The organism is Streptomyces africanus (genome assembly GCF_002150735.1).
In the GTDB taxonomy this organism is placed as follows: Bacteria; Actinomycetota; Actinomycetes; order Streptomycetales; family Streptomycetaceae; genus Streptomyces; species Streptomyces africanus.
In genome coordinates, this window is the sequence record NZ_MUKA01000249.1 from 1 (window position 1) to 19,859 (window position 19,859).

A 19,859-nucleotide genomic window follows, 5' to 3' on the forward strand; every position below is an offset into this window, starting at 1 on the left:
GTGCGGCGCCGGCGCCGTCACGGCCGCGGCCACCGCCCGCCGTACCGCGCCGGGGTCGACAGGCTCGTCCGTGAAGGCCCGGACCGTGCGCCGCTGGGTCACGGCCAGCCGTACCGCCTCCGATGTGCCGAGCCGGAACATGTCGTCGCGCGCGCCGCGCACCATGGCCCGCGCTCCCTCTCCGTCGCCCGGTGCGAGCACATGCGGCAGGCCGCGCACCACGGCGACGGGAAGCCCGGCCGCCTTGCCCTTGACCAGGTCGCCGGCCGCGGCGAGTTCGTCGGCCGTGGCGACGACGGTGGCGCTGAGCGGGTTGCCGTGCGCGTCCGTGCCTCCGCGCAGATCGTCCAGTACGCGCACCCCGGCGGCGCCGATCGCGACGTCCGTCAGCCCCGCGCGCCAGGGCCGCCCGAACGTGTCGGTGACCACGACACCGACGTCGACGCCGAGGATGTCGCGCAGCCCGTCGCGGATCGCGCGGGCGGAGGCGTCCGGGTCCTCGGGCAGCAACAGCACCGTCCCGGCAGGGGTGTTGGACGCGTCCACCCCGGCCGCGGCCATGACGAGGCCCTGCCGGTTCTCGACGATCCGGAGGCTGCCGCGCCGGGCGACCACCCGTACCGTCTCGGCGTCGATGGCCGCCTCCCGGTCGTCCGCCCGGACCGCCCGGCCCTCCGCCTTGGACACGATCTTCGACGTGACCAGCAGGACGTCCCCGTCGGCCAGACCGGGCTCGGCGGCCGCGATCAGCTTGGCCAGATCGTCCCCGGCCGCGACCTCGGGCATCCCGCCCAGGGCCCACACCCGGTACCCGTCGGCACCCTGCCGGTTCTCCGGGATCTCGCCGCTCAAGCTGCCCGCACCTCCTCCGCCAGGGCCAGGGCCTCCCGCGCCATCTGCGCGGTCGCGTCGGTGTCGGTCATCATCAGCGGCACGGCCCGGCAGCGGATCCCGGCCGCCTCGACCCGCTCCACCGCGCCGGAGTCCACCGTGTCGACCAGCCAGCCGTCCAGCAGGCCCGAGCCGTAGTGCTCGGCCACCGCCGGCGCGGACGACTCGACGCCCACGGCGGCGAGCACCTTGTCGGCCATGCCCCGCACGGGCGCGTCACCGACGATGGGGGACAGGCCGACCACCGGCACCCCGGCGTCGGCGATGGCCTCCCGGATACCGGGCACGGCGAGGATCGTGCCGATCGACACGACCGGGTTGGACGGCGGGAAGAGGATCACGTCCGCCTCGGCGATCGCCTCCAGCACCCCCGGCGCGGGCTTGGCCTGGTCGGCACCGACCGGCACGATCGCCTCCGCGGGCACCGAGGCGCGCAGCCGCACCCAGTACTCCTGGAAGTGGATCGCCTTGCGCTCGCCGTCGACCTCGACGGCCACATGGGTCTCGACGCGGTCGTCGGACATCGGGATCAGCCGCACGCCCGGCTGCCACCGGTCGCACAGCGCCTGGGTCACCGCGCTCAGCGGGTACCCGGCGCCGATCATCTGCGTCCGCACGATGTGCGTGGCGAAGTCACGGTCGCCGAGGCCGAACCACTCGGGCCCGACGCCGTACGCCGCGAGCTCCTCCTTCAGGTGGAAGGTCTCGTCGGCGCGCCCCCAGCCCTGCTCCTCGTTGATGCCGCCGCCGAGCGTGTACATCACCGTGTCGAGGTCCGGGCAGACCTTCAGCCCGAAGAGGTGGATGTCGTCCCCGGTGTTGCCGATGACCGTGATGTCCGCGTCCGGCACGGCACGCTTCAGACCACGCAGGAACCGGGCACCACCGATGCCGCCTGCCAGAACCACAATGCGCATGGAAGCCAGTCTTGCAGGCGCCTGTGACAACCGGTCGGCGGCTACGGCAACCGGTCAGACGGTCACGCCAACCGGTCAGGCGGTCACGCCAACCGGTCGGACGTGTCGCGCCAACCGGTCAGGCGGTCACGGCACCCGGCAGAGTCCGGGCCTCGCAGTGCTGGGCCGTGTGCATCGGCATCTCCGTCAGGCCCGGGTAGTAGACGTGCAGGCTGACCGCCGGCTCCAGTGCGTCGTTGACGACTTCGTGCACGTACCCCGGCGCGAAAACGCGCTGCGCGCCTGCCCGCAACGCGCGCGTGCCCCGCTCCGTGCGCTCGGTCAGGGTGCCGTCCAGCACGGTCAGCACACCGGAGGAGCGGCCGTGGTCGTGCGGCCCGCTCCCCTGCCCCGGCACCCAGGACAGCAGCCACACCTCGTAGCCCGGGCCGGTGCGCAGCCGGTGGTACCAGCGGCTGGCCGCGTCGTACCGGACGAGGTGCTCCCACTGGGAGCGGTCGTCGGCGATGGAACGGGCGAGTCCGACGAACTCGGCGACGGTCGCCGGGTGCTCGCGCGGGGTCTGGAGGAGATGCGGGACTTCGAGGATGTCGCCGGCGATCTGGAGGTCGCTGTCGCTGTTCATGGGGGGTGGTGGTTCCTCAGTGAAAGAAGGTCAGAGGGAACAGAGGCAGGCCGAGAGACGGGTGGCTCGGCCTTCAGCTGGAGCAGGTGGAGCTCAACAGCCGGAACGGCAACAGCTACAGCGAGCGCGGGCAGCACCGTGGGACCCGGCGGTGCGGGTCGAGGTGAGTGCCGAGTTCGCGAGCATGCCCACAAGGACACCGGTTCACACCTCCACTGTCAACTCGGCACCCGCTATGTGGGATGTGGTTCACCTCATCCGGTCGTTCACTCAGATGAAAGGTTTGTTCACGGCCCGCCCGGGACACATGGCGTCCAACCGGGAGCACGAAACCCCGTTGCGTACTCGTGATCCGACTGTGATCCGTTTCGCTTCGTGGTGCGTGCCGGAACGAGATCGAACCTCTGGGCGTCCTTCTTCGTAAGGGTCTGCAAGGGGTCCGGCGGACGGCGTGAGCCCCTGCGGGCTCCGTCGGTGTGTCAGGTTTTATGGTGATTTGAACACTTTCCGCTTGGGCTTGGTTCCGCAGAGTGAATAAGGGGCTCAATAGCAGATCTCGGCTTGACTCGCCCGGAGCAGCACACTTGTAATTTCACTCGTGTCGTTCAGCCGGAATCGGTAACGGCTAGATCACGGGGACGCGAAAGACAGACGAGGGGCGCACATGACCGAGACGGTGCAGCAACTGCTGGTCGACGACGCGGACGAGGAACTCGGCTGGCAGGAGCGCGCACTGTGCGCCCAGACCGACCCCGAGTCCTTCTTCCCCGAGAAGGGCGGCTCGACCCGGGAGGCCAAGAAGGTCTGCCTCGCCTGCGAGGTCCGCTCCGAGTGCCTCGAGTACGCCCTCGCCAACGACGAGCGATTCGGCATCTGGGGCGGCCTGTCCGAGCGGGAGCGCCGCCGGCTGAAGAAGGCCGCGGTCTGACCGGCGTCCCGAATCCGTACGCACGCACGGTTCGAACGGCCCGTCGCAGGTGGGTTGTCCACAGGCGGCGGGCCCCCCTGTTGCGCAGCCGATAGTGTGGTCGCTCGTCCGAGACGCCCCGCTGCCCCCACCGGTCGCAGGCGTCCACCGCAGTCCACCGAACCGGGGCCCGTACCTCGATGTCCGTGCACAGCCACCCGGCAGCTCATCACGACAGCGCTGCCACACCTGAGTTCCCGCGTCATGTGGTGACCGCGGTCCTCGTCTCCCACGACGGCGCCCGCTGGCTGCCCGACGCGCTCGCCGGGCTGCTCGGCCAGGAGCGACCCGTCCAGTACGCGATGGGCGCCGACACCGGCAGCGCGGACGACTCCGCCCAGCTGGTCACCGACGCCCTGGGCGCCGACCGCGTGCTGCACCTCGCCCGCCGCACCGGCTTCGGCCAGGCCGTCGAGGAGTGCGGCCGCACCGCCCCGGTCCTCACCCCCGAGCAGCTGCCGTACCTGAAGCGGCCCAGCGGCTGGGACCCGGTCACCCGCTCCTGGCGCGACGACGCGTACGACCTGCCCGAGCTCCCGCACGGAGAGCCGGTCCAGTGGCTCTGGCTGCTGCACGACGACTGCGCCCCGGAACCCGACGCCCTGGCCCAGCTGCTGCGCGTCGTGGACAACGAGTACGAGCTGGGCCGCGAGGACGTGGCCGTCGTCGGCCCCAAGCTCCGCGGCTGGTACGACCGGCGGCAGCTGCTGGAGGTCGGCGTCAGCATCGCCAACTCCGGCCGTCGCTGGACCGGCCTGGACCGCCGCGAGCAGGACCAGGGCCAGCACGACCACGTCCGGCCCGTGCTGTCGGTGTCCACCGCCGGCATGCTGATCCGCCGCGACGTCTTCGAACAGCTCGGCGGCTTCGACCGCCACCTGCCCCTCATGCGCGACGACGTCGACCTGTGCTGGCGCGCGCACGCGGCGGGCTACCGCGTCCTGGTCGCCCCCGAGGCCGTCGTCCGGCACGCCGAGGCAGCCTCCCGCGAGCGCCGCACGGTCGACTGCGTGGGCCGCACGGCCGCCTCCCCGCACAAGGTCGACAAGGCCGGCGCCGTCTACGCCCTCCTCGTCAACGCGCGGACGGCCGTGCTGCCCTGGGTGCTGCTGCGGATCGTGCTCGGCACCCTGCTGCGGACCGTCGCCTACCTCGTCGGCAAGGTCCCCGGACAGGCCGTCGACGAGATCCGCGGCCTCCTGGGCACACTGCTCAGGCCCGAGCGGATCCTCGCCGGGCGGCGCGGCAGAGGGGCCCCGCAGGTCGACAAGGAAGAGCTGCGGGCGCTGTTCCCGCCGCCGGGAGCGACCGTCCGCATGACCGTCGAGCAGCTCGCGAGCAACCTCGTGGGCCGCTCCGACCCCGAGACCGCCTCCGGCGCCGGACGGCACGGCGGTGCCGTCGAGTCGGGCCCCGGCGGCGACGACGCCGACTTCCTGGAGATCGAGCAGTTCGCCCGGCTCAAGCGCATCGCCCGCAAGCCCGGCCCGGTGCTCTTCCTGGTGCTGCTGGTGGTCTCCCTGGTCGCCTGCCGCGAACTCCTCGGCGGCGACGCGCTCTCGGGCGGCGCCCTGCTGCCCGCCCCGGCCGACTCCTCCGACCTGTGGGCGCGCTACCTGGACGCCTGGCACCCGGTCGCCGCCGGCGGCACCTCCGCCGCGCCGCCGTACCTCGCGCTCGTGGCGATGCTGGCGTCCCTGCTGTTCGGCTCGACCGGCCTCGCCGTCACGCTGCTGCTGGTCTGCTCGGTGCCGCTCGCCGGGGTCACCGCCTACTTCGCCTCCCGCCCGCTGGTCGAGTCCCGGCTGCTGCGCGCGTGGGCGGCCGTCGTCTACGCCTTCCTGCCCGCCGCCACCGGCGCCCTCGCCGGCGGCCGGATCGGCACCGCCGTCCTGGCCGTGCTGCTGCCGCTCATCGCCCGCGCGGGCATCGCCGCCAGCGGCCTGGCGAACCCCTCGGGGGCGCGTGGCAGTTGGCGCGCCACCTGGGCGTACGCGCTGCTGCTGACCATCACCACCGCGTTCACCCCGATCGTGTGGCCCATCGCGCTGCTCCTCGGCGCCGGGCTGCTGGTCCTGCGCCGGTCCGACATCACGGCGTACGGCCTGCGGTTCCTCGCCCAGCTCGGCACGCCCCTGCTGGTCCTCGCGCCCTGGTCGCTGTCACTGCTCCCGTTCGGCTTCTTCCGGGAAGCCGGTCTGGAGTACGGCCCGTCGGCCGCCTCCCCCCTGGACCTGCTCGGCGCCAGCCCGGGCGGCCCCGGCACCGTCAGCGGCCTCATGCTGATCGGCGTCGTCCTGGCCGCGCTCGCCGCCCTGCTCCGCTCGGAACGCCGGCTGGGCATCTGGACGGCCTGGACGGCCGCCCTGACCGGCTTCGTCTTCGCGGTCCTGGCCAACAGCTCCACGTGGTCCGGCCCCGCGACCCTCGTCTACGGCATCGCCCTCCTGGCGGCCGCCGCGCTCGGCGCCGACGGGGCCCGCTCGCGCGTGGCCGAGCAGAGCTTCGGCTGGCGCCAGCCGGTCGCCGTGCTGATCGCGTTCGCCTCGGCCGCGGGGCCGCTGCTCGTCGCCGCGGGCTGGATGATCCGCGGCGCCGACGGGCCTCTGGAGCGGCGCCACCCGGCCCAGGTCCCCGCGTTCGTCGCCGAGGAGAGCGGCGGCAGCGACCAGGCCCGCACCCTCGTCCTCGACAGCGACTCCGCCTCCCACGTCGGATACATGCTGGTCCGCGGCTCCGGCGCCCGCCTCGGCGACGGCGAGATCGCCGCGGCCGACGGCGAGAACAGCAGGCTCGACAAGGTCGTCGCCAACCTCGTCGCCGGCTCCGGCGCCGACCAGTCCGACCAGCTCGGCGGCTTCGCCGTGCGCTACGTCCTCGTCCACCAGGGCGCGCCCCGCGACGTCACCCGCGTCCTGGACGCCACGCCCGGCCTGACCCGGCTCAGCCAGCAGGACGGCGGCGCGCTGTGGCAGATCGACCAGGAGGTCGCGCGCGCCACCATCGTCCCGGCCTCCGGCTCCGGCACGCCGCAGACCGTCGCCGCCGGGCCCGTCGACATCCACACCACGATCCCGGCCGGCTCCGGCGGGCGCGTGCTGCGCCTGGCCGACACCGCCTCCGACGGCTGGACCGCCACGCTCGACGGCAAGCCGCTCACCCGCACCACGGTCGACGGCTGGGCCCAGGGCTTCGAACTCCCCGCCACCGGCGGCACGCTGGACGTCACCTACGACGACCCCGTCGGCCACACCGCGTGGCTGTGGGCGCAGGGCCTCCTCGCCGTCGTCCTCGTCGTGCTCGCCCTGCCCGGCCGGCGCCGTGACGTCGACGACGACCTGCCCGAGGAGCAGGCCGTCCCGGCCCAGCCGGTCGCGGGCGAGGGCCGCCGGGCCCGCCGCCTGCGCGCCCAGGCGGAAGCAGAGGCCGAAGGGGCGGCCCAGCCCGGGGAGTTCCCGCCCCCGCAGCCGGACCAGCCCCCGGCGCCCGTGCCCCAGCAGAACCACGGACAGTGGGAGAACGCCGGCTACCAGAGTGGCGAGTACGCGAACTACGGCGACCAGTACCAGGGCGCGCAGTACCCGGCGGACGCGTACGGACAGCAGTACCAGGCGGATCCTTACCAGGGCGGCCAGTACGACCCGTACGCGTACGGCGGCCAGCCGCAGAACCCGTCGTACGACCAGCAGGGCCACGACCAGCAGGGCTACGACCAGCAGGGCTACGACCAGGCCTACCCCCAGGGCTACGGCACGCCGTACGACCCGGCGCAGCAGCAGCACCCCCACGGCACGGGCAGTGAGCGTCCCGACGGGAGCCAGCAGTGAACCGCACCACCCTGTCCCTGATCGCCGGCGCGACCGCGCTCGCCGCCGTCACCGGCTTCGCCGCGCTGTCCGCCCCGGACACCCCGGGCGCGGACACCACCGCCAAGGCGGCCGCCCAACTGCCCGTGGAGCGCACGAGCCTGCTGTGCCCCGCGCCGAGCCTGTCCGACATCGCGGAGACGTCGTACACCTCTTTCACACCCGTCACGAAGGGCACCGGAAGCGGCGGCAAGGCCGAACTCCAGGCGGCCGCCCAGGAGGCGAAGGACGGCACGGGCGGCGACAAGGGCAAGGACGGCGGGAAGTCCGGCGAGCGCAAGCCCGGCAAGCCCGCGCTGACCCCCAAGGAGCCCGGCAAGCCGGTCACCGGGGACAGCTCGGGCGCCGAATCGCCCGCGCTGGTCGGGACCGCGGACGGCAGGTTCGCGCCCGGCTGGACGGTCCAGGAGACCACGGAGGTCGCCGCGGGGACCGGGCGCGGCCTTCAGGGCGTCAACTGCACCGCACCGGACACGAGTTTCTGGTTCCCCGGCGCCAGCACCGCGGCCGACCGCACCGACTACGTCCATCTGACGAACCCCGACGACTCGGCCGCCGTGGTCGACATCGAGCTCTACGGCAAGGACGGCACCCTCCAGTCGACGGTGGGGGAGGGCATCACGGTCCAGCCGCACTCCACCGACCCGGTCCTGCTGTCCACCCTCACCGACGGGCAGCAGGCCAACCTCACCGTGCACGTCAACGTCCGCAGCGGGCGGGTCGGCGCCGCCGTGCAGGCCCTGGACGACAAGCTCGGCGGCGACTGGCTGACCGCGTCCACGGACCCGTCGGGCAGCCTGGTCCTGCCCGGCATCCCCAAGGACGCCACCTCCGTACGCCTGGTCGCCTTCACCCCGGGCGACGCCGACGCGGACCTCAAGGTGCGCCTGGCCTCCCCCTCCGGGCTGATCACCCCGGCCGGACACGAGACGGTGCACGTCAAGGGCCGCATGACCACCGCCGTCGACCTGGGCGACGTGACGCGCGGCGAGGCGGGCTCCCTGGTGCTGACGCCGACGGACCGGTCCGTGCCCGTCGTGGCGGCCCTGCGGGTCGTACGAGGCAAGGGCGACAAGCAGGAGACGGCCTTCATCCCGGCCACCCGCCCCGTCGGCACGCGCGCGACGTCCGCGGACAACAGTGCCAAGGGCAGCACGCTCTCCCTGACGGCCCCCGGCCGCGCGGCCACGGTCGAGGTCACGGCCTCGGCGGGCAGCGAGGGCGGCACGCCGGTGTCGAAGACGTACACGATCAAGGCCGGCACCACCCAGGACATAGAGCCCCCGGTCCCCAGCGGCCTGAAGGGCACCTACGCGCTCACGGTCGAGCCGAAGTCCGGCGGCCCGGTCTACGGCGCCCGCACCCTGGCGGCGACGGAGGGCGGCGTCCCCGGCTTCACCGTGCAGACGCTCCCCGACGACCGGGGGACGGTGGCGGTGCCGGAGGCGGACGAGGACCTGTCGGTGCTCAACTGAGGCTCCGCGTCCGGTTCACAGCAGGGACTCGGCCACATCGGCCACGTCCTCGGGCGGCATGTGGGCCCAGGTGGGCAGCCACATCGCCGTCTGGGAGACTTCCGAGGCATGGACGCAGGGCCGGGGTGCGTAGCGGCGGTACAGGGGCAGATCACTCAGCGCCGGCCACACGGCGCGGGCGTCCACTCCGCTGCGCCGCGCGCGTTCCACGGCGGCGTCCCGCTCGGCTGATGTGACGCAGTGCAGCCAGCAGGACGGCGAGGCCCACGGTTCTGCCGGGCGAGGGGAGAAGCCATGTCCGGCGAGTCGGGCCCGGTAGAGGCGGGCGACCTCCGAGCGGCCGGCCACCAGTTCGTCCCAGCGCTCGGCTTGGGCGGCACCGACGGCGGCGGACAGGTTGGTCATCCTGCCGTTGCGCCCGGCCACGCTGTGGTGATAGCGCCGGCTCGGGTTCATGCCGTGATGCGTGAGGAGACGGACCCGGTCGGCCAGTTCCGGATCGTCGGTGAGCACGGCCCCGCCCTCGCCGGAGGTGATGGCCTTGTTCACGTGGAAGCTGAAGACCGACGCGATGCCGAAGCTGCCCGCCGGACCCTTCCGGGTCCGCGCTCCATGGGCCTGGGCGGCGTCCTCGATGATCGGCACTCCCAGTTCGGAGAGGCGCTCGTACGCGCAGGGATGGCCCATGAGGTCGACGGCTATGACGGCTCTGGTGCGGGTCGTCAGCAGGGCGCGAGCCGCGTCGGGGTCGATGGTCCAGTTGTCCGGGCTGATGTCGCACAGGACAGGAGTGGCCCCCACGGTGAGCACGGCGGCGGCGGGCGCGGCGAAGGTCAGCGCGGGCACGACGACCTCGTCACCCGCGCCGATTCCCAGGGCCGACAGCACGATCTCCAGGGCCGTGGTGCCACTGGACACGGCCGTCGCGGACGCTCTGCCGGTCCGCTGCTCCAGCGACCGTTCGAAGGCGCTGACATAGGGGCCGGTTCCCGAGATCCAGCCCGATGCCATCGCGTCCCGGACCTTCTCGGACTCCTTCTCGCCCAGGGACGGTCGGGACAGCGGGAACCTCATCCTCACCTCGTGACCGGTCGTCGGTGGTCGGTTGTCGATGGCCAGGGATGAGGCGGGTCACCCGAGGCGGAGAACGTCAGCCCCTGTCTGCCCTGTGCGCCCGGCCGCACCCGCCTCGGCCAGGACATCGGCCAGACTGGTGGCCAGCGGGATCGTCGCCTGCCATCCCGTCAGCCCCCGGGTCTTCCCGGGGTTTCCGACCAGACTGGGTGCGTCGGTTCCGCGCACCAGGCCGGGGTCCTGGCGGCACTCCAGCGGGCGCCCCATGAGGAAGATCATCGTTTCCACCAGCGCGCGGACCGGGACGCCGACGCCGGTGCACAGGTTGTAGACCTCGCCGGGTTGCCCGTTCCGCATGAGCAGCCGCAGGCCGCGCACCGCGTCCCGCACGTCGAGGAAGTCCCTCCGGGCGTCCAGGTTGCCGACCGTGATGTGGCCGCGGCCGGACGGTGCGGCGGAGACGATGCGGCGTGCGAGGGACGGAACCAGATAGTCCAGTCCCTGTCTTTGCCCTATGACGTTGAAGGGCCGGATGATGACCACCCCCAGCCCGTGTGCGGCGAGGTAGTGCCGGGCCAGCGACTCGACCGCCAGCTTGCTCGCCGCATAAGGCGAGAGGGGGGCGGGCGTGCGGTCTTCGTCGATGGGTGAGTCGAGGCGGGCTCCGTCGAACACTCCGGCACTGCTCATGACGATGATCCTCGCCCTGGGAGAGGCGGAGCGGGCGGCTTCGAGGAGGGAGACGGTGCCCCCTGCGTTCGAGCGCCACGTGAAGGCGGGATCCTCCCACGACCGCCGGACACTTGCCTGGGCCGCCAGGTGGTAGATGTGATCGGGCTCGGCCTGCTCCAGCACCTGTGTCAGGCGGACCGTGTCACCGATGTCACAGTGCGGAAGGTCCACCTCCACCACATCCTCGCCCTGGGCGCGGAGGAAGTCGCAGAGGTGGGAGCCGATGAAGCCCGACCCCCCGGTGACAACGGCTCTCATCGTGAGCTACCCGGAAAGATCATGATCCTCCAGCCGCTGCCTGCCGAGTGGGCTGGAATGATATGGCCCTGACACCCGCTACGGTCAACAGGGCCTTCCGCCAAGTGGGTTGACCAGGCGTCAAGAGCAAGGGCCGTCGAGAGCGCCTCCCGTCAGTACCGGAGAAGCGCGCCCGTCCCGAGTGGAATGTCGGTATCTTCGGCTGGGCCGCTGCCCGCCCGCCGCAGCGGCTGAAGGAGTCTGCGTGGACCATCAGTTCGCCGTGCTCTCAGACCCCGCTGACGTCCCCGCGCCGCCCGAACCCGACCGGTTGCGCATCAGCGGCTGCTCCGTCGTCATCCATTTCGCACACCGGCTGACCGATGGCCTCGACTTCTCGCAGATCTTCGAAGCCGGCGGCTTGCGGACCATCGACGACGACCGTTCGTACAACACGAAGGTGCGGACCGGCTCCGGGCTCGTGTACTCCGCACTGTTCGATTGCGGGCCCCTGCCTGCGGCGCTCGCCCGCGTAGTGGGCAGCAGCCACGCCGACGGACTCCGACAGGCCGTCGTCTCGCTCGGTGGGGAATACGTGGTGACCGCCCTGCCCATCATCCTGTCCATGCCCGGACCGATCACTCAGGAGACCTCGGCGGTGGAACTCACCACCCCGCTGACCACCGACACACTCCTGCGTTTTGTCTCCCTGCTCGGCGCCCCGGACACCTCGCGCATCCTTGCGGAGCAGTCCGCCAGCGCGTTCGCCCGGGCCGTTGGCATCGAACAGAGCGACATCGAGGAAACCTGGGCCGTGGAGGGGGCTGTCGCGATCCAGGTGTGGAATCTCGACGGCACGCGGGGCCGCGTCAGTACGAGCATGTACGCGGGCATAGACGAGTCCGCCCTGTACGCCTGGGAGATCTCCGCGCTGCTCTCCTACGCGACGGACCACCTCCTGGAGGACGGCCTGTGGCTGCGGCGCAGCCCGCGCAGCGTCTTCGGCCTCGTGCGAACGGGCATGGCCTTCTTCGACGACCACATGGTGTTCGTCAACTCGGACTGCTGCCTGGAGATGGCGCACTTGCCGGCGTGGCTGCGGGGAAGATCGCAGTTCCGCCTCTCGGCGTACGGCTACGACTCCTCGTCCATCTTCGTGTGGACGGTGGGCATTCTGCGCAGGATCGTCTGCTACGACCTGAGCACCCGCTACCGGTCGGTGCTCGCGGATCTCGCGATACGCGACGAGATATCCCCGACGGAACAATCCCTGTTGACCCGCCGGAGGGTCCAGCGCGCCGCACTCCTCGATCGGTGCGACGGCTTCCGCGAGAAGCTGATCGAAAGCAGGAACCGGCGCCTGGACGAGTGGGCGGAACGGGAGCGGCCGACCGAGCAAGTGGTGGCCACCCTCAACAGGGACATGGAGAAATGCGAAACGGTCTCGCTGAGTCTTCTCAGGGTTCGTGAGGACCGGGAGAAGAACCGGCGGGACTCCTTGATCGCCATGATGGGAATCGTCCTGGCCGTCGTGCAAATCCCCGATTTCGTGGATCAGGTGGCGGGCTGGCTGGACAGCCGCCGATGGGGTCTGCTGGGCGTGTCGGCATCGCTGATCCTCCTGCCGCTCGCGGTGCTGCTGCGGGTACGGCGGCGCAGGGTCCAGTGAGGACGGGTCGTGGCGGGCATCGCCAGGGCACCCGGTCGAATGTGCCCCAGGGGCAACGGAAGAGGGACGATGGACGACAGTCTGAGCAGCACGATCATGGCCGTCGATGAGCGGTTGACCCACGCCACGGTCACGTGGCTGAACCCGTCCGCGGCACATGGTGGCGGGCGCGGGAGCGCAGCCGACAGCGGGGACGGTCGTACTCCGCGGGACGCGACCGCGGACGACGAGGACGCCTACCTCGTCGCCGCCATGGCCTCCGCGGCCCTGGCGGCGGCCGAGGCACGGGCGGGTTTCGGTGACGGCATGTCGTTGAACGACCGCAAGGTCACCGTGGACGGCGCGGCCACCGAGGCGGCGGAGAAGATCCTGGGGCGCGCCCCCTTCAGGATCCGCGTCGCAGCGGGCGAGGGGGAGCGCGACGACAGCCCGGGGGCCCACACCGGCCAGTGGCTCGGCCTGCCGGACGAGGGCTCACCCGTGATCGATGGGGTGTTCGACTATGTGGACGGCACCGAACTTGCCGCGACGGACCAGCCGGGCGCCCTTGCCCTGGGCGGCTTCGGCAGCGGCGTCCGGCCGGTTCCCGACCTTCAGGCATACGCCGCCCTGGCACCCACCGGTGCGTTGCGCGGCTTGGACATCATGGCCAGGCCGGAGGACGGCGTCGTCCCTCTGCTGGAGCGCATCGCCGCAGCCCTGGGGAAGAGTCCGGACGAGCTGACCGTCTCCACCCACTCGGTCGCGTCGAAGCCGATGCACCGCACGCTCATCGACCTCATGCGGGGGCGGGTGCGACAGGTCCTCGTACCCGAGCGGGTCACCGTGGAGCCGCCCTACCTCCTGTCGCTCGCCGGCCTGAGCGAGCCCCGGATCGACAGCATGATCGGTGCCATCGGTCTGTCGGAGCTCGCTTTCGCCGCCGGTCTGGTGGACCTCGTGGCACCGGAGCTCGGTTTCGTGTTCCGGCTGGCGTCGGTCACGGGACCTCGCGCCGAGCCGGGCCTGACCAGCCTTGACGCGCTGTTCAAGTTCTCCGAGGATGAGGAGGTTGCGCTCACGGCGGGGGGCTGGCGCAAGGATCGCCAGTACACGAGCGAGGACTTGGTCCGGCCGGGAACCAGCCGGGCGGCCACCCTGTTCGCCGTCACGGACAACCCTGCCCTCGGTCTGCGCGGACCGGAACCGCGAGGGGGAGACGTTGCTCACGTGGAAGGGTTTCTGGTCAAGCCTGCGGCGAGGATCGGCAGTATCAGGCTCAGCTACCGTAGGTGAGCTCGCCCGGCCGACGAGCATGAAGAGAAGGATGGCGCATTGGTACTGTCGACCCGCATTGTGATGTTCGACTTGGACGACACTCTGGCCCTCTCCAAGGCGAAGATCACTCCACGCATGGCCCAGTGCCTGACGCGCCTCCTGAACCACCAGCACGTGTGCATCATCTCCGGCGGCCGCTACGAGCAGTTCCAGACGCAGGTTCTGGAGGAGCTGCCGCTCACTCCCGAACTGGCAGAACGCCTTCATCTCATGCCGACCTGCGGAACGCGCTACCTGAGATGGGAATCGGGCGGCTGGCAGGACGTCTACTGCGAGAACCTCACGGACGAGGAGAAGTCCCTCATCGTGAGCGTCCTGACACAGGGAGCGCAGTCTCTGGGGCTGTGGGCGGAGAAGACCTGGGGAGAGGTGATCGAGGATCGCGGCAGCCAGGTGACCTTTTCCGCCCTCGGCCAGCAGGCTCCGCACACGGCGAAGGCGGCCTGGGACCCGGACGGCTCCCGCCGCCGGGCCCTGAGGGAGTACGTGGCGGCACGACTGCCCGATCTGGAAGTCCGAAGCGGTGGCTCCACGTCCATCGATGTGACGAAGAAGGGCATCGACAAGGCATACGGCGTGCAACGGCTCCTGGAGTTCCTCGATCTCCGCGTGGAGGACGTCCTCTTCATCGGCGACCGACTCGACGAGGGCGGCAACGACTACCCCGTGCGGGAGCTGGGCGTGCCGTGCGTGGCCGTCACCGGGTGGGAGCAGACCGCCGATTACATCGAGGCCATGCTCGCGTCGGACTCCGAGCGTCCGGCCCTCCCGCTGCTGGCCCCGCTGGACCCGAGGTGACCGGAAGCGGAGCATCCGTGGAGCCGCCGGGCCGTCATGCGCCCTGGCAGGAGCTGTCCCGTACCACGGTGTACGAGAAGTACGGCCGTTCCGTGGTGGAGGTGAGGTACCGCCTCCCCTCGGGCTCGGTGGACACCTTCAGCATCCGCGAGGACCGGCCGAGCGTCGCTGTCCTGGCCCTGACGCCCGCCGGGGAGATCCTCCTCACCAGGCAGTTCAGACCAGGCCCCGGTCAGTTCGTCTACGAGCTGCCCGGCGGCTATGTCGGCACCGGGGAATCACCCCTGGACGCCGCGGAGCGCGAGTTGCTGGAAGAGACGGGCCACCAGGGAGACACGGCGGTGGTCGGGCACTGTTTCGGTGACTCGTACAGCTCGTCGGTGAAGTTCTGCGCGATCGCCCGTAACTGCACCGTCCGACAGCCGCCGCAGCCGGACGACACGGAGTTCATCGAGGTGCTGAGCGTCCGGCCGCAGCAGCTGCGGGGGCTGCTTCGGGCGGGCGACGTCACCGATGTCGACCTCGCCTACTTGGGGCTGGACGCGCTCGGCTTGCTCTGACGTCGACTGCCCGCTCCCGGGGAGCGGGCGTCCGCTCAGTCCTCGCCGTACCGCGGATCCACCGTCTCGGGCGTCAGCCCCAGCAGCTCGGCGACCTGCTCGACGACGACCTCGTGCACCAGCGCAGCACGCTCGTCGCGGCCCTTGGTGCGGATCTCGACCGGCCGCCGGTAGACCACCACGCGCGCGGGGCGGCCCTCGCGGGCACTGATCGTGCCGCCCAGCGGGACCGCCTCGTCGTTCCAGGCCTGGCCGGGCCCGTCGAGCCGCGGCACCTCCAGCACCAGGAAATCGATGTCGGCGAGCTGCGGCCAGCGCCGTTCCAGGCGCTCCACGGAGTCCTGCACCAGATCGGCGAACGCCTCCGCGCGGCTGGCGGCGAGCGGCACCTGCGGCGGTGCGATCGGGCCGCGCATGCCCCGCCCGTGTCGATCACGGCGGCGAGGCCCGGGGGCGGCGGCTCGGGGCGTTACGGGCTTGTCCATCACTGCTGAAGGGTAGTCCCCGCCGCGTCCCCGCGCCCGGCACAGCACGGCGGTACGGGCGGCTTCCGGCCGACCGGTACGGCATGTCGTTACATGACCATTCCAGCCAAGGTTGGGCTCGATTCCGTATCCCGCGGAGACCGGCAACCTCAAGGCAATTGAGGGTTTTGTGACGACTCTTGACCGCTTGCGAGGTCGTTCGACACCTCGGACGACACTGTCCCGGCAGGTCAGCAAGGTGTGCCCGAAGGGCGGTGTGGGACGTTTCACAGCACGACACGGGGGAGTGACCTGGTGGAGAGTCGTCGCGGCCCGCTCAAGAGTGCGGTACCGTCCAACATCGTGAGCCCTGTACGTCGCTGTTCGCGCACCGCCTGCGGCCGTCCCGCCGTCGCGACGCTGACGTACGTCTACGCCGACTCGACCGCGGTCCTCGGCCCGCTCGCCACCTACGCCGAACCCCACTGCTACGACCTGTGCGCCGAGCACTCCGAGCGCCTCACCGCCCCGCGCGGCTGGGAGGTCGTCCGGCTTCTGGACGGTTCGGCTCCGGCCCAGCCCAGCGGCGACGATCTTGAGGCGCTTGCCAATGCCGTGCGCGAGGCGGCCCGGCCCAAACAGCGCGCAGCCGGGGACGGAGGCGACGGGGCGCGGTCGGTCGGTCCGGTGGAGGTCACACGCCGCGGGCATCTCCGCGTGCTGCGCTCACCCGAACCCTGAGCTCACGGGGCTCTTCCACCCTTTCAGGGACTGCTCAACCTCCGCACAGGCCCGGCTATAGGCTGACCCCAGCCGTCGATTCCCTGGTCTGACCGTGAAGGACACCACACGATGCCACTCGTCGAACCCAGCCTGCTGGACATCCTCGCCTGCCCGGCCTGCCACGCCCCCCTCAAGGAGCAGGACACCGAACTGCTCTGCACCGACCAGAACTGCGGCCTGGCCTACCCCGTCCGCGACGGCATCCCCGTCCTCCTGGTCGACGAGGCCCGCCGACCCGCGTAGGCCCGCCCGGGCAGACACACCCGCGTGAACCCGGTGCACATACACCCCGGGCACAACGGGCACCGACGTAGGACATCCCAAAAACGGACCCGGACCGGACTCCGGCGATCGGAGGCTGCCGCCCATGCTCGACGAATCGCTGCTCGACTCCCCGGAGGGCCTCGCCGAGGCAGACCACCGCGGGCTGCTCCGCGGCGCCGCAGAAGCCGGCGCCCGCGTCCGCACGGCCGCCCGCCACTCCGCCGAGGCCGGCATCAACGACCTCAAACCCGACGGCCGCCCCCGCGCCGTCCTCATCGCCGGCCCGGGCGCCGCCGCCACGCACGCCGCCGACCTCCTCGGCACCCTCGCCGGTGCCGGCAGCCCGGTCACGCGGCTGGCCCCCACCGGTGTCGCCCCCGGCGCGGGCGCCCTGCGCTGGGAACTGCCCGGCTGGGTCGGCTCCGTCGACCTCCTGCTGATCACCACCCCGGACGGCAGCGAACCGGGCCTGTCCCTCCTCGCCGAACAGGCCTACCGCCGCGGCTGCAACGTCGTCGCCGTAGCCCCCGGCCACTCCCCGCTCGCCGACGCGGTGAACGGCTCGCACGGCCTGTTCGTCCCCATGGCCACCGCCCCGTACGACCAGGACGAGCCCCTCGCCGCCTCCGCCCCGGGCGTCCTGTGGGCGCTGCTCACCCCACTGCTCGCGCTGCTGGACCGCACCGGCGTGCTCGCCGCCCCGTCGGACGCCCTCGGCAAGGTGGCCGACCGCCTCGACCGCATCGCCGAACGCTGCGGCCCCGCCATCGCCACCTACAGCAACCCCGCCAAGACCCTCGCCGCCGAACTCGCCGACGCCCTCCCGATCGTCTGGACCGAGGGCACCTCGGCCGGCCCGGCGGGCCGCCGATTCGCCGCCGCGCTCGCCGAACTGTCCGGCATCCCCGCGGTCGTCGCCGAGCTCCCCGAGGCCCTCGCCGCACACAGCGCCCTGCTCGCCGGCCCCCTGGCCGCCAGCGCCGACCCCGACGACTTCTTCCGCGACCGCGTCGAGGAACCACCCGCCCTGCACGCGCGCGTGGTGCTCCTCCGCGACCGACCCATCGGCGGCCTCACCGCCGCCCCCGGCGCCCGCGACCTGGCCCTCAGCCACGACACCCCGATCAGCGAACTGGAACCGGAGGCGGGCGGCGAACTGGAGACCCTCGCGGAACTGATCGCCGTCACGGATTTCGCCGCCGTTTACCTGGCGCTCGCTTCCAGGGGCTGATCATGCCCGGGACACCCTGACGCGCCCGCACGCCCGAACCCCCAGAGAGACCCCATGGACCGCCTCGACAACACCATCCGCCCCTACGCCTGGGGTTCCCCCACCGCCATCCCGCACCTGCTCGGCACCGAACCGACCGGCGAGCCGCAGGCGGAGATGTGGATGGGCGCCCACCCCGGTGCACCGTCACGCACCGGCCGGGGCACGCTCGTCGAGGTCATCGACGCCGATCCGGAGAAGGAACTCGGCCCGGCCGCGATCGCCAAGTTCGGCCCCCGCCTGCCCTTCCTCCTCAAGATCCTCGCCGCCGGCGCCCCGCTCTCCCTCCAGGTCCACCCCGACCTGGAGCAGGCCAAGGAGGGCTACGCGGACGAGGAGCGCCGCGGCATCCCCGTGGACGCCCCGCACCGCAACTACAAGGACGCCAACCACAAGCCCGAACTGATCTGCGCCCTCACCGAGTTCGACGGCCTGTGCGGCTTCCGCGCCCCGCTCGCCGCCGCCGGCCTGCTCGACGACCTCGGCATCGACTCCCTCAAGCCGTACGTCGACCTGCTGCACGCCCACCCCGAGGACGCCGCCCTGCGTGAGGTCCTCACGGCGATCCTCACCGCCGACCCCGAGGAGATGTCCCGCACGGTCGCGGAGGCGGCCACCGCCTGCACCCGCCTCGGCGGCGCCTACGCCCCCTACGCCGACATCGCCCACCATTACCCGGGCGACCCCGGCGTCATCGCCGCGATGCTGCTGAACCACGTCCGGCTCCAGCCCGGCGAGGCCCTCTACCTGGGCGCCGGAGTCCCGCACGCCTACCTGAACGGCCTCGGCGTCGAGATCATGGCCAACTCCGACAACGTCCTGCGCTGCGGCCTCACCCCCAAGCACGTCGACGTCCCCGAGCTCCTGCGCATCGTCCGCTTCCGGCCCAGCGACCCCGGCGTCCTGCGCCCCGAGGCCTCCCCGGACGGCGAGGAGCTCTACGAGACCCCCATCGACGAGTTCCGCCTGTCCCGCTTCGTCCTCCCCGAGGCCGGCGGCGCCCACGACCTCACCCGCGCGACCCCGCAGATCCTGCTCTGCACGGCCGGCACCGTCCGGGCCGGCGAGCACGACCTGACCCCGGGCGGATCCGTCTTCGTCCCGGCCGGCGAAAAGGCCGAAGTGTCCGGAACGGGAACGCTTTTCCGGGCCACCGTCGTCGCCTGACCGTTTCGACGCCCCCTGTGCTGGTGACCTGAAGCACCGCGGCCCGAGCGGGCTGCAACAATGGCCCACCGTCAAGCACGGGCAAAGTCGCGGGCGGCTCACCAAGGCGAGCGTCCGGGCCCTGGAACGGCGTACGAAGGGACAACGCGAACACATGAGCGCGTCAGGCGGCACCAAGGCGATCGTGGCGGCACTCGGCGCCAACCTCGCCATCGCGGTAGCGAAGTTCGTGGCGTTCCTCTTCAGCGGCTCGTCGTCGATGCTCGCCGAGTCCGTGCACTCGGTGGCCGACTCCGGCAACCAGGCACTGCTCCTGGTCGGCGGCAAGAAGGCGAAGCGCGAGGCCACCCCGCAACACCCCTTCGGCTACGGCCGCGAGCGCTACATCTACGCCTTCCTCGTCTCCATCGTCCTGTTCTCGGTCGGCGGCATGTTCGCCCTCTACGAGGGCTACGAGAAGATCAAGCACCCGCACGAGCTGGAGCACTGGTACTGGCCGGTCGGCGTCCTGGTCTTCGCGATCATCGCCGAGGGCTTCTCCTTCCGCACGGCCATCAAGGAGTCCAACACCCTGCGCGGCCGCCGCTCCTGGAAGCAGTTCGTCCGGCACGCCAAGGCCCCCGAGCTCCCCGTCGTCCTCCTGGAGGACCTCGGCGCCCTCNNCGGCGGCGTCGGCCTCGCCCTGCTCACGGGCGACAGCGTCTGGGACGGCATCGGCACCCTCTGCATCGGCGTCCTGCTCATCGTGATCGCCCTGGTCCTCGCCGCCGAGACCAAGTCGCT

18 protein-coding genes are annotated in these 19,859 nt (G+C 71.8%); 12 read left to right on the forward strand and 6 right to left on the reverse strand.

Annotated elements, in window-relative coordinates; translation table 11 throughout:
* From CCL05_RS28745 to CCL05_RS28755, 3 genes are all read right to left on the reverse strand, one after another.
* Window positions 1-852: coenzyme F420-0:L-glutamate ligase (locus CCL05_RS28745; protein ID WP_086563517.1), on the reverse strand; the 852-nt coding region annotated here is incomplete at its 3' end.
* Window positions 849-1,808, reverse strand: coding sequence for a 2-phospho-L-lactate transferase (gene cofD / locus CCL05_RS28750; RefSeq protein ID WP_086563518.1), 960 nt, complete (start codon window positions 1,806-1,808; stop codon window positions 849-851). The genes CCL05_RS28745 and cofD, both read right to left, overlap by 4 nt.
* Before the next feature lie 118 nt (window positions 1,809-1,926).
* Window positions 1,927-2,433, reverse strand: coding sequence for a cysteine dioxygenase (locus CCL05_RS28755; RefSeq protein ID WP_086563519.1), 507 nt, complete (start codon window positions 2,431-2,433; stop codon window positions 1,927-1,929).
* A 664-nt stretch (window positions 2,434-3,097) separates the two neighbouring features.
* Between CCL05_RS28755 and CCL05_RS28765 the strand changes: the two genes are divergently transcribed.
* The 3 genes from CCL05_RS28765 to CCL05_RS28775 all read left to right on the forward strand — a co-directional run bounded on the left by CCL05_RS28765 (window position 3,098) and on the right by CCL05_RS28775 (window position 8,741).
* The gene (locus CCL05_RS28765; protein ID WP_010034659.1) at window positions 3,098-3,361 is read left to right on the forward strand and encodes a WhiB family transcriptional regulator; all 264 of its coding nucleotides are present in this window, start codon (window positions 3,098-3,100) and stop codon (window positions 3,359-3,361) included.
* A 179-nt stretch (window positions 3,362-3,540) separates the two neighbouring features.
* Window positions 3,541-7,227: a glycosyltransferase gene (locus CCL05_RS28770; RefSeq protein ID WP_086563521.1), complete on the forward strand. Its 3,687-nt coding sequence runs from the start codon at window positions 3,541-3,543 to the stop codon at window positions 7,225-7,227.
* Complete coding sequence (locus tag CCL05_RS28775) at window positions 7,224-8,741, forward strand: DUF5719 family protein (protein WP_086563522.1); 1,518 nt, start codon at window positions 7,224-7,226, stop codon at window positions 8,739-8,741. Before CCL05_RS28770 ends, CCL05_RS28775 begins: the two co-directional genes overlap by 4 nt.
* Window positions 8,742-8,756: 15 nt before the next feature.
* Here CCL05_RS28775 and CCL05_RS28780 read toward each other — a convergent pair whose 3' ends face one another.
* Both CCL05_RS28780 and CCL05_RS28785 read right to left on the reverse strand, forming a co-directional pair.
* On the reverse strand, window positions 8,757-9,815 hold the full coding sequence (locus CCL05_RS28780; RefSeq protein WP_086563523.1) for a DegT/DnrJ/EryC1/StrS family aminotransferase: 1,059 nt from the start codon (window positions 9,813-9,815) through the stop codon (window positions 8,757-8,759).
* Window positions 9,816-9,872: 57 nt separating this feature from the next.
* Complete coding sequence (locus CCL05_RS28785; protein WP_086563524.1) at window positions 9,873-10,805, reverse strand: GDP-mannose 4,6-dehydratase; 933 nt, start codon at window positions 10,803-10,805, stop codon at window positions 9,873-9,875.
* 244 nt (window positions 10,806-11,049) lie between these two features.
* On the opposite strand from CCL05_RS28785, the gene CCL05_RS28790 reads away from it, so the two are divergent.
* The 4 genes from CCL05_RS28790 (at window position 11,050) to CCL05_RS28805 (ending at window position 15,128) form a co-directional block, all read left to right on the forward strand.
* A complete protein-coding gene (locus tag CCL05_RS28790) occupies window positions 11,050-12,453 on the forward strand; it encodes a hypothetical protein (RefSeq protein ID WP_086563526.1) in 1,404 nt (467 codons plus the stop codon).
* Between the two features lie 69 nt (window positions 12,454-12,522).
* The gene (locus tag CCL05_RS28795; protein ID WP_158102505.1) at window positions 12,523-13,728 is read left to right on the forward strand and encodes a fructose-bisphosphatase class II; all 1,206 of its coding nucleotides are present in this window, start codon (window positions 12,523-12,525) and stop codon (window positions 13,726-13,728) included.
* 63 nt (window positions 13,729-13,791) lie between these two features.
* Window positions 13,792-14,568: an HAD-IIB family hydrolase gene (locus CCL05_RS28800; RefSeq protein ID WP_086563529.1), complete on the forward strand. Its 777-nt coding sequence runs from the start codon at window positions 13,792-13,794 to the stop codon at window positions 14,566-14,568.
* The gene (locus CCL05_RS28805) at window positions 14,565-15,128 is read left to right on the forward strand and encodes an NUDIX hydrolase (RefSeq protein ID WP_158102506.1); all 564 of its coding nucleotides are present in this window, start codon (window positions 14,565-14,567) and stop codon (window positions 15,126-15,128) included. Before CCL05_RS28800 ends, CCL05_RS28805 begins: the two co-directional genes overlap by 4 nt.
* Window positions 15,129-15,163: 35 nt before the next feature.
* Here the strand turns inward: CCL05_RS28805 and CCL05_RS28810 are convergent, their stop codons facing one another.
* Window positions 15,164-15,613, reverse strand: a complete 450-nt coding sequence (locus tag CCL05_RS28810) for a metallopeptidase family protein (protein ID WP_086563532.1) — start codon at window positions 15,611-15,613, stop codon at window positions 15,164-15,166.
* Between the two features lie 294 nt (window positions 15,614-15,907).
* Here CCL05_RS28810 and CCL05_RS28815 point away from each other — a divergent pair, with 294 nt between their 5' ends.
* The 5 genes from CCL05_RS28815 to CCL05_RS28835 all read left to right on the forward strand — a co-directional run.
* A complete protein-coding gene (locus CCL05_RS28815) occupies window positions 15,908-16,333 on the forward strand; it encodes a DUF3499 domain-containing protein (RefSeq protein WP_086563533.1) in 426 nt (141 codons plus the stop codon).
* Window positions 16,334-16,444: 111 nt separating this feature from the next.
* Window positions 16,445-16,618 carry a Trm112 family protein gene (locus tag CCL05_RS28820; protein ID WP_086563534.1) on the forward strand — a complete coding sequence of 58 codons (174 nt, stop codon included), beginning with the start codon at window positions 16,445-16,447 and terminating at the stop codon, window positions 16,616-16,618.
* Window positions 16,619-16,742: 124 nt separating this feature from the next.
* Window positions 16,743-17,870, forward strand: a complete 1,128-nt coding sequence (locus CCL05_RS28825; RefSeq protein ID WP_086563536.1) for an SIS domain-containing protein — start codon at window positions 16,743-16,745, stop codon at window positions 17,868-17,870.
* A 54-nt stretch (window positions 17,871-17,924) separates the two neighbouring features.
* On the forward strand, window positions 17,925-19,076 hold the full coding sequence (gene manA / locus CCL05_RS28830) for a mannose-6-phosphate isomerase, class I (RefSeq protein WP_086563537.1): 1,152 nt from the start codon (window positions 17,925-17,927) through the stop codon (window positions 19,074-19,076).
* A 154-nt stretch (window positions 19,077-19,230) separates the two neighbouring features.
* On the forward strand, window positions 19,231-19,859 hold a 629-nt coding region (locus tag CCL05_RS28835), incomplete at its 3' end, for a cation diffusion facilitator family transporter (protein ID WP_143589960.1).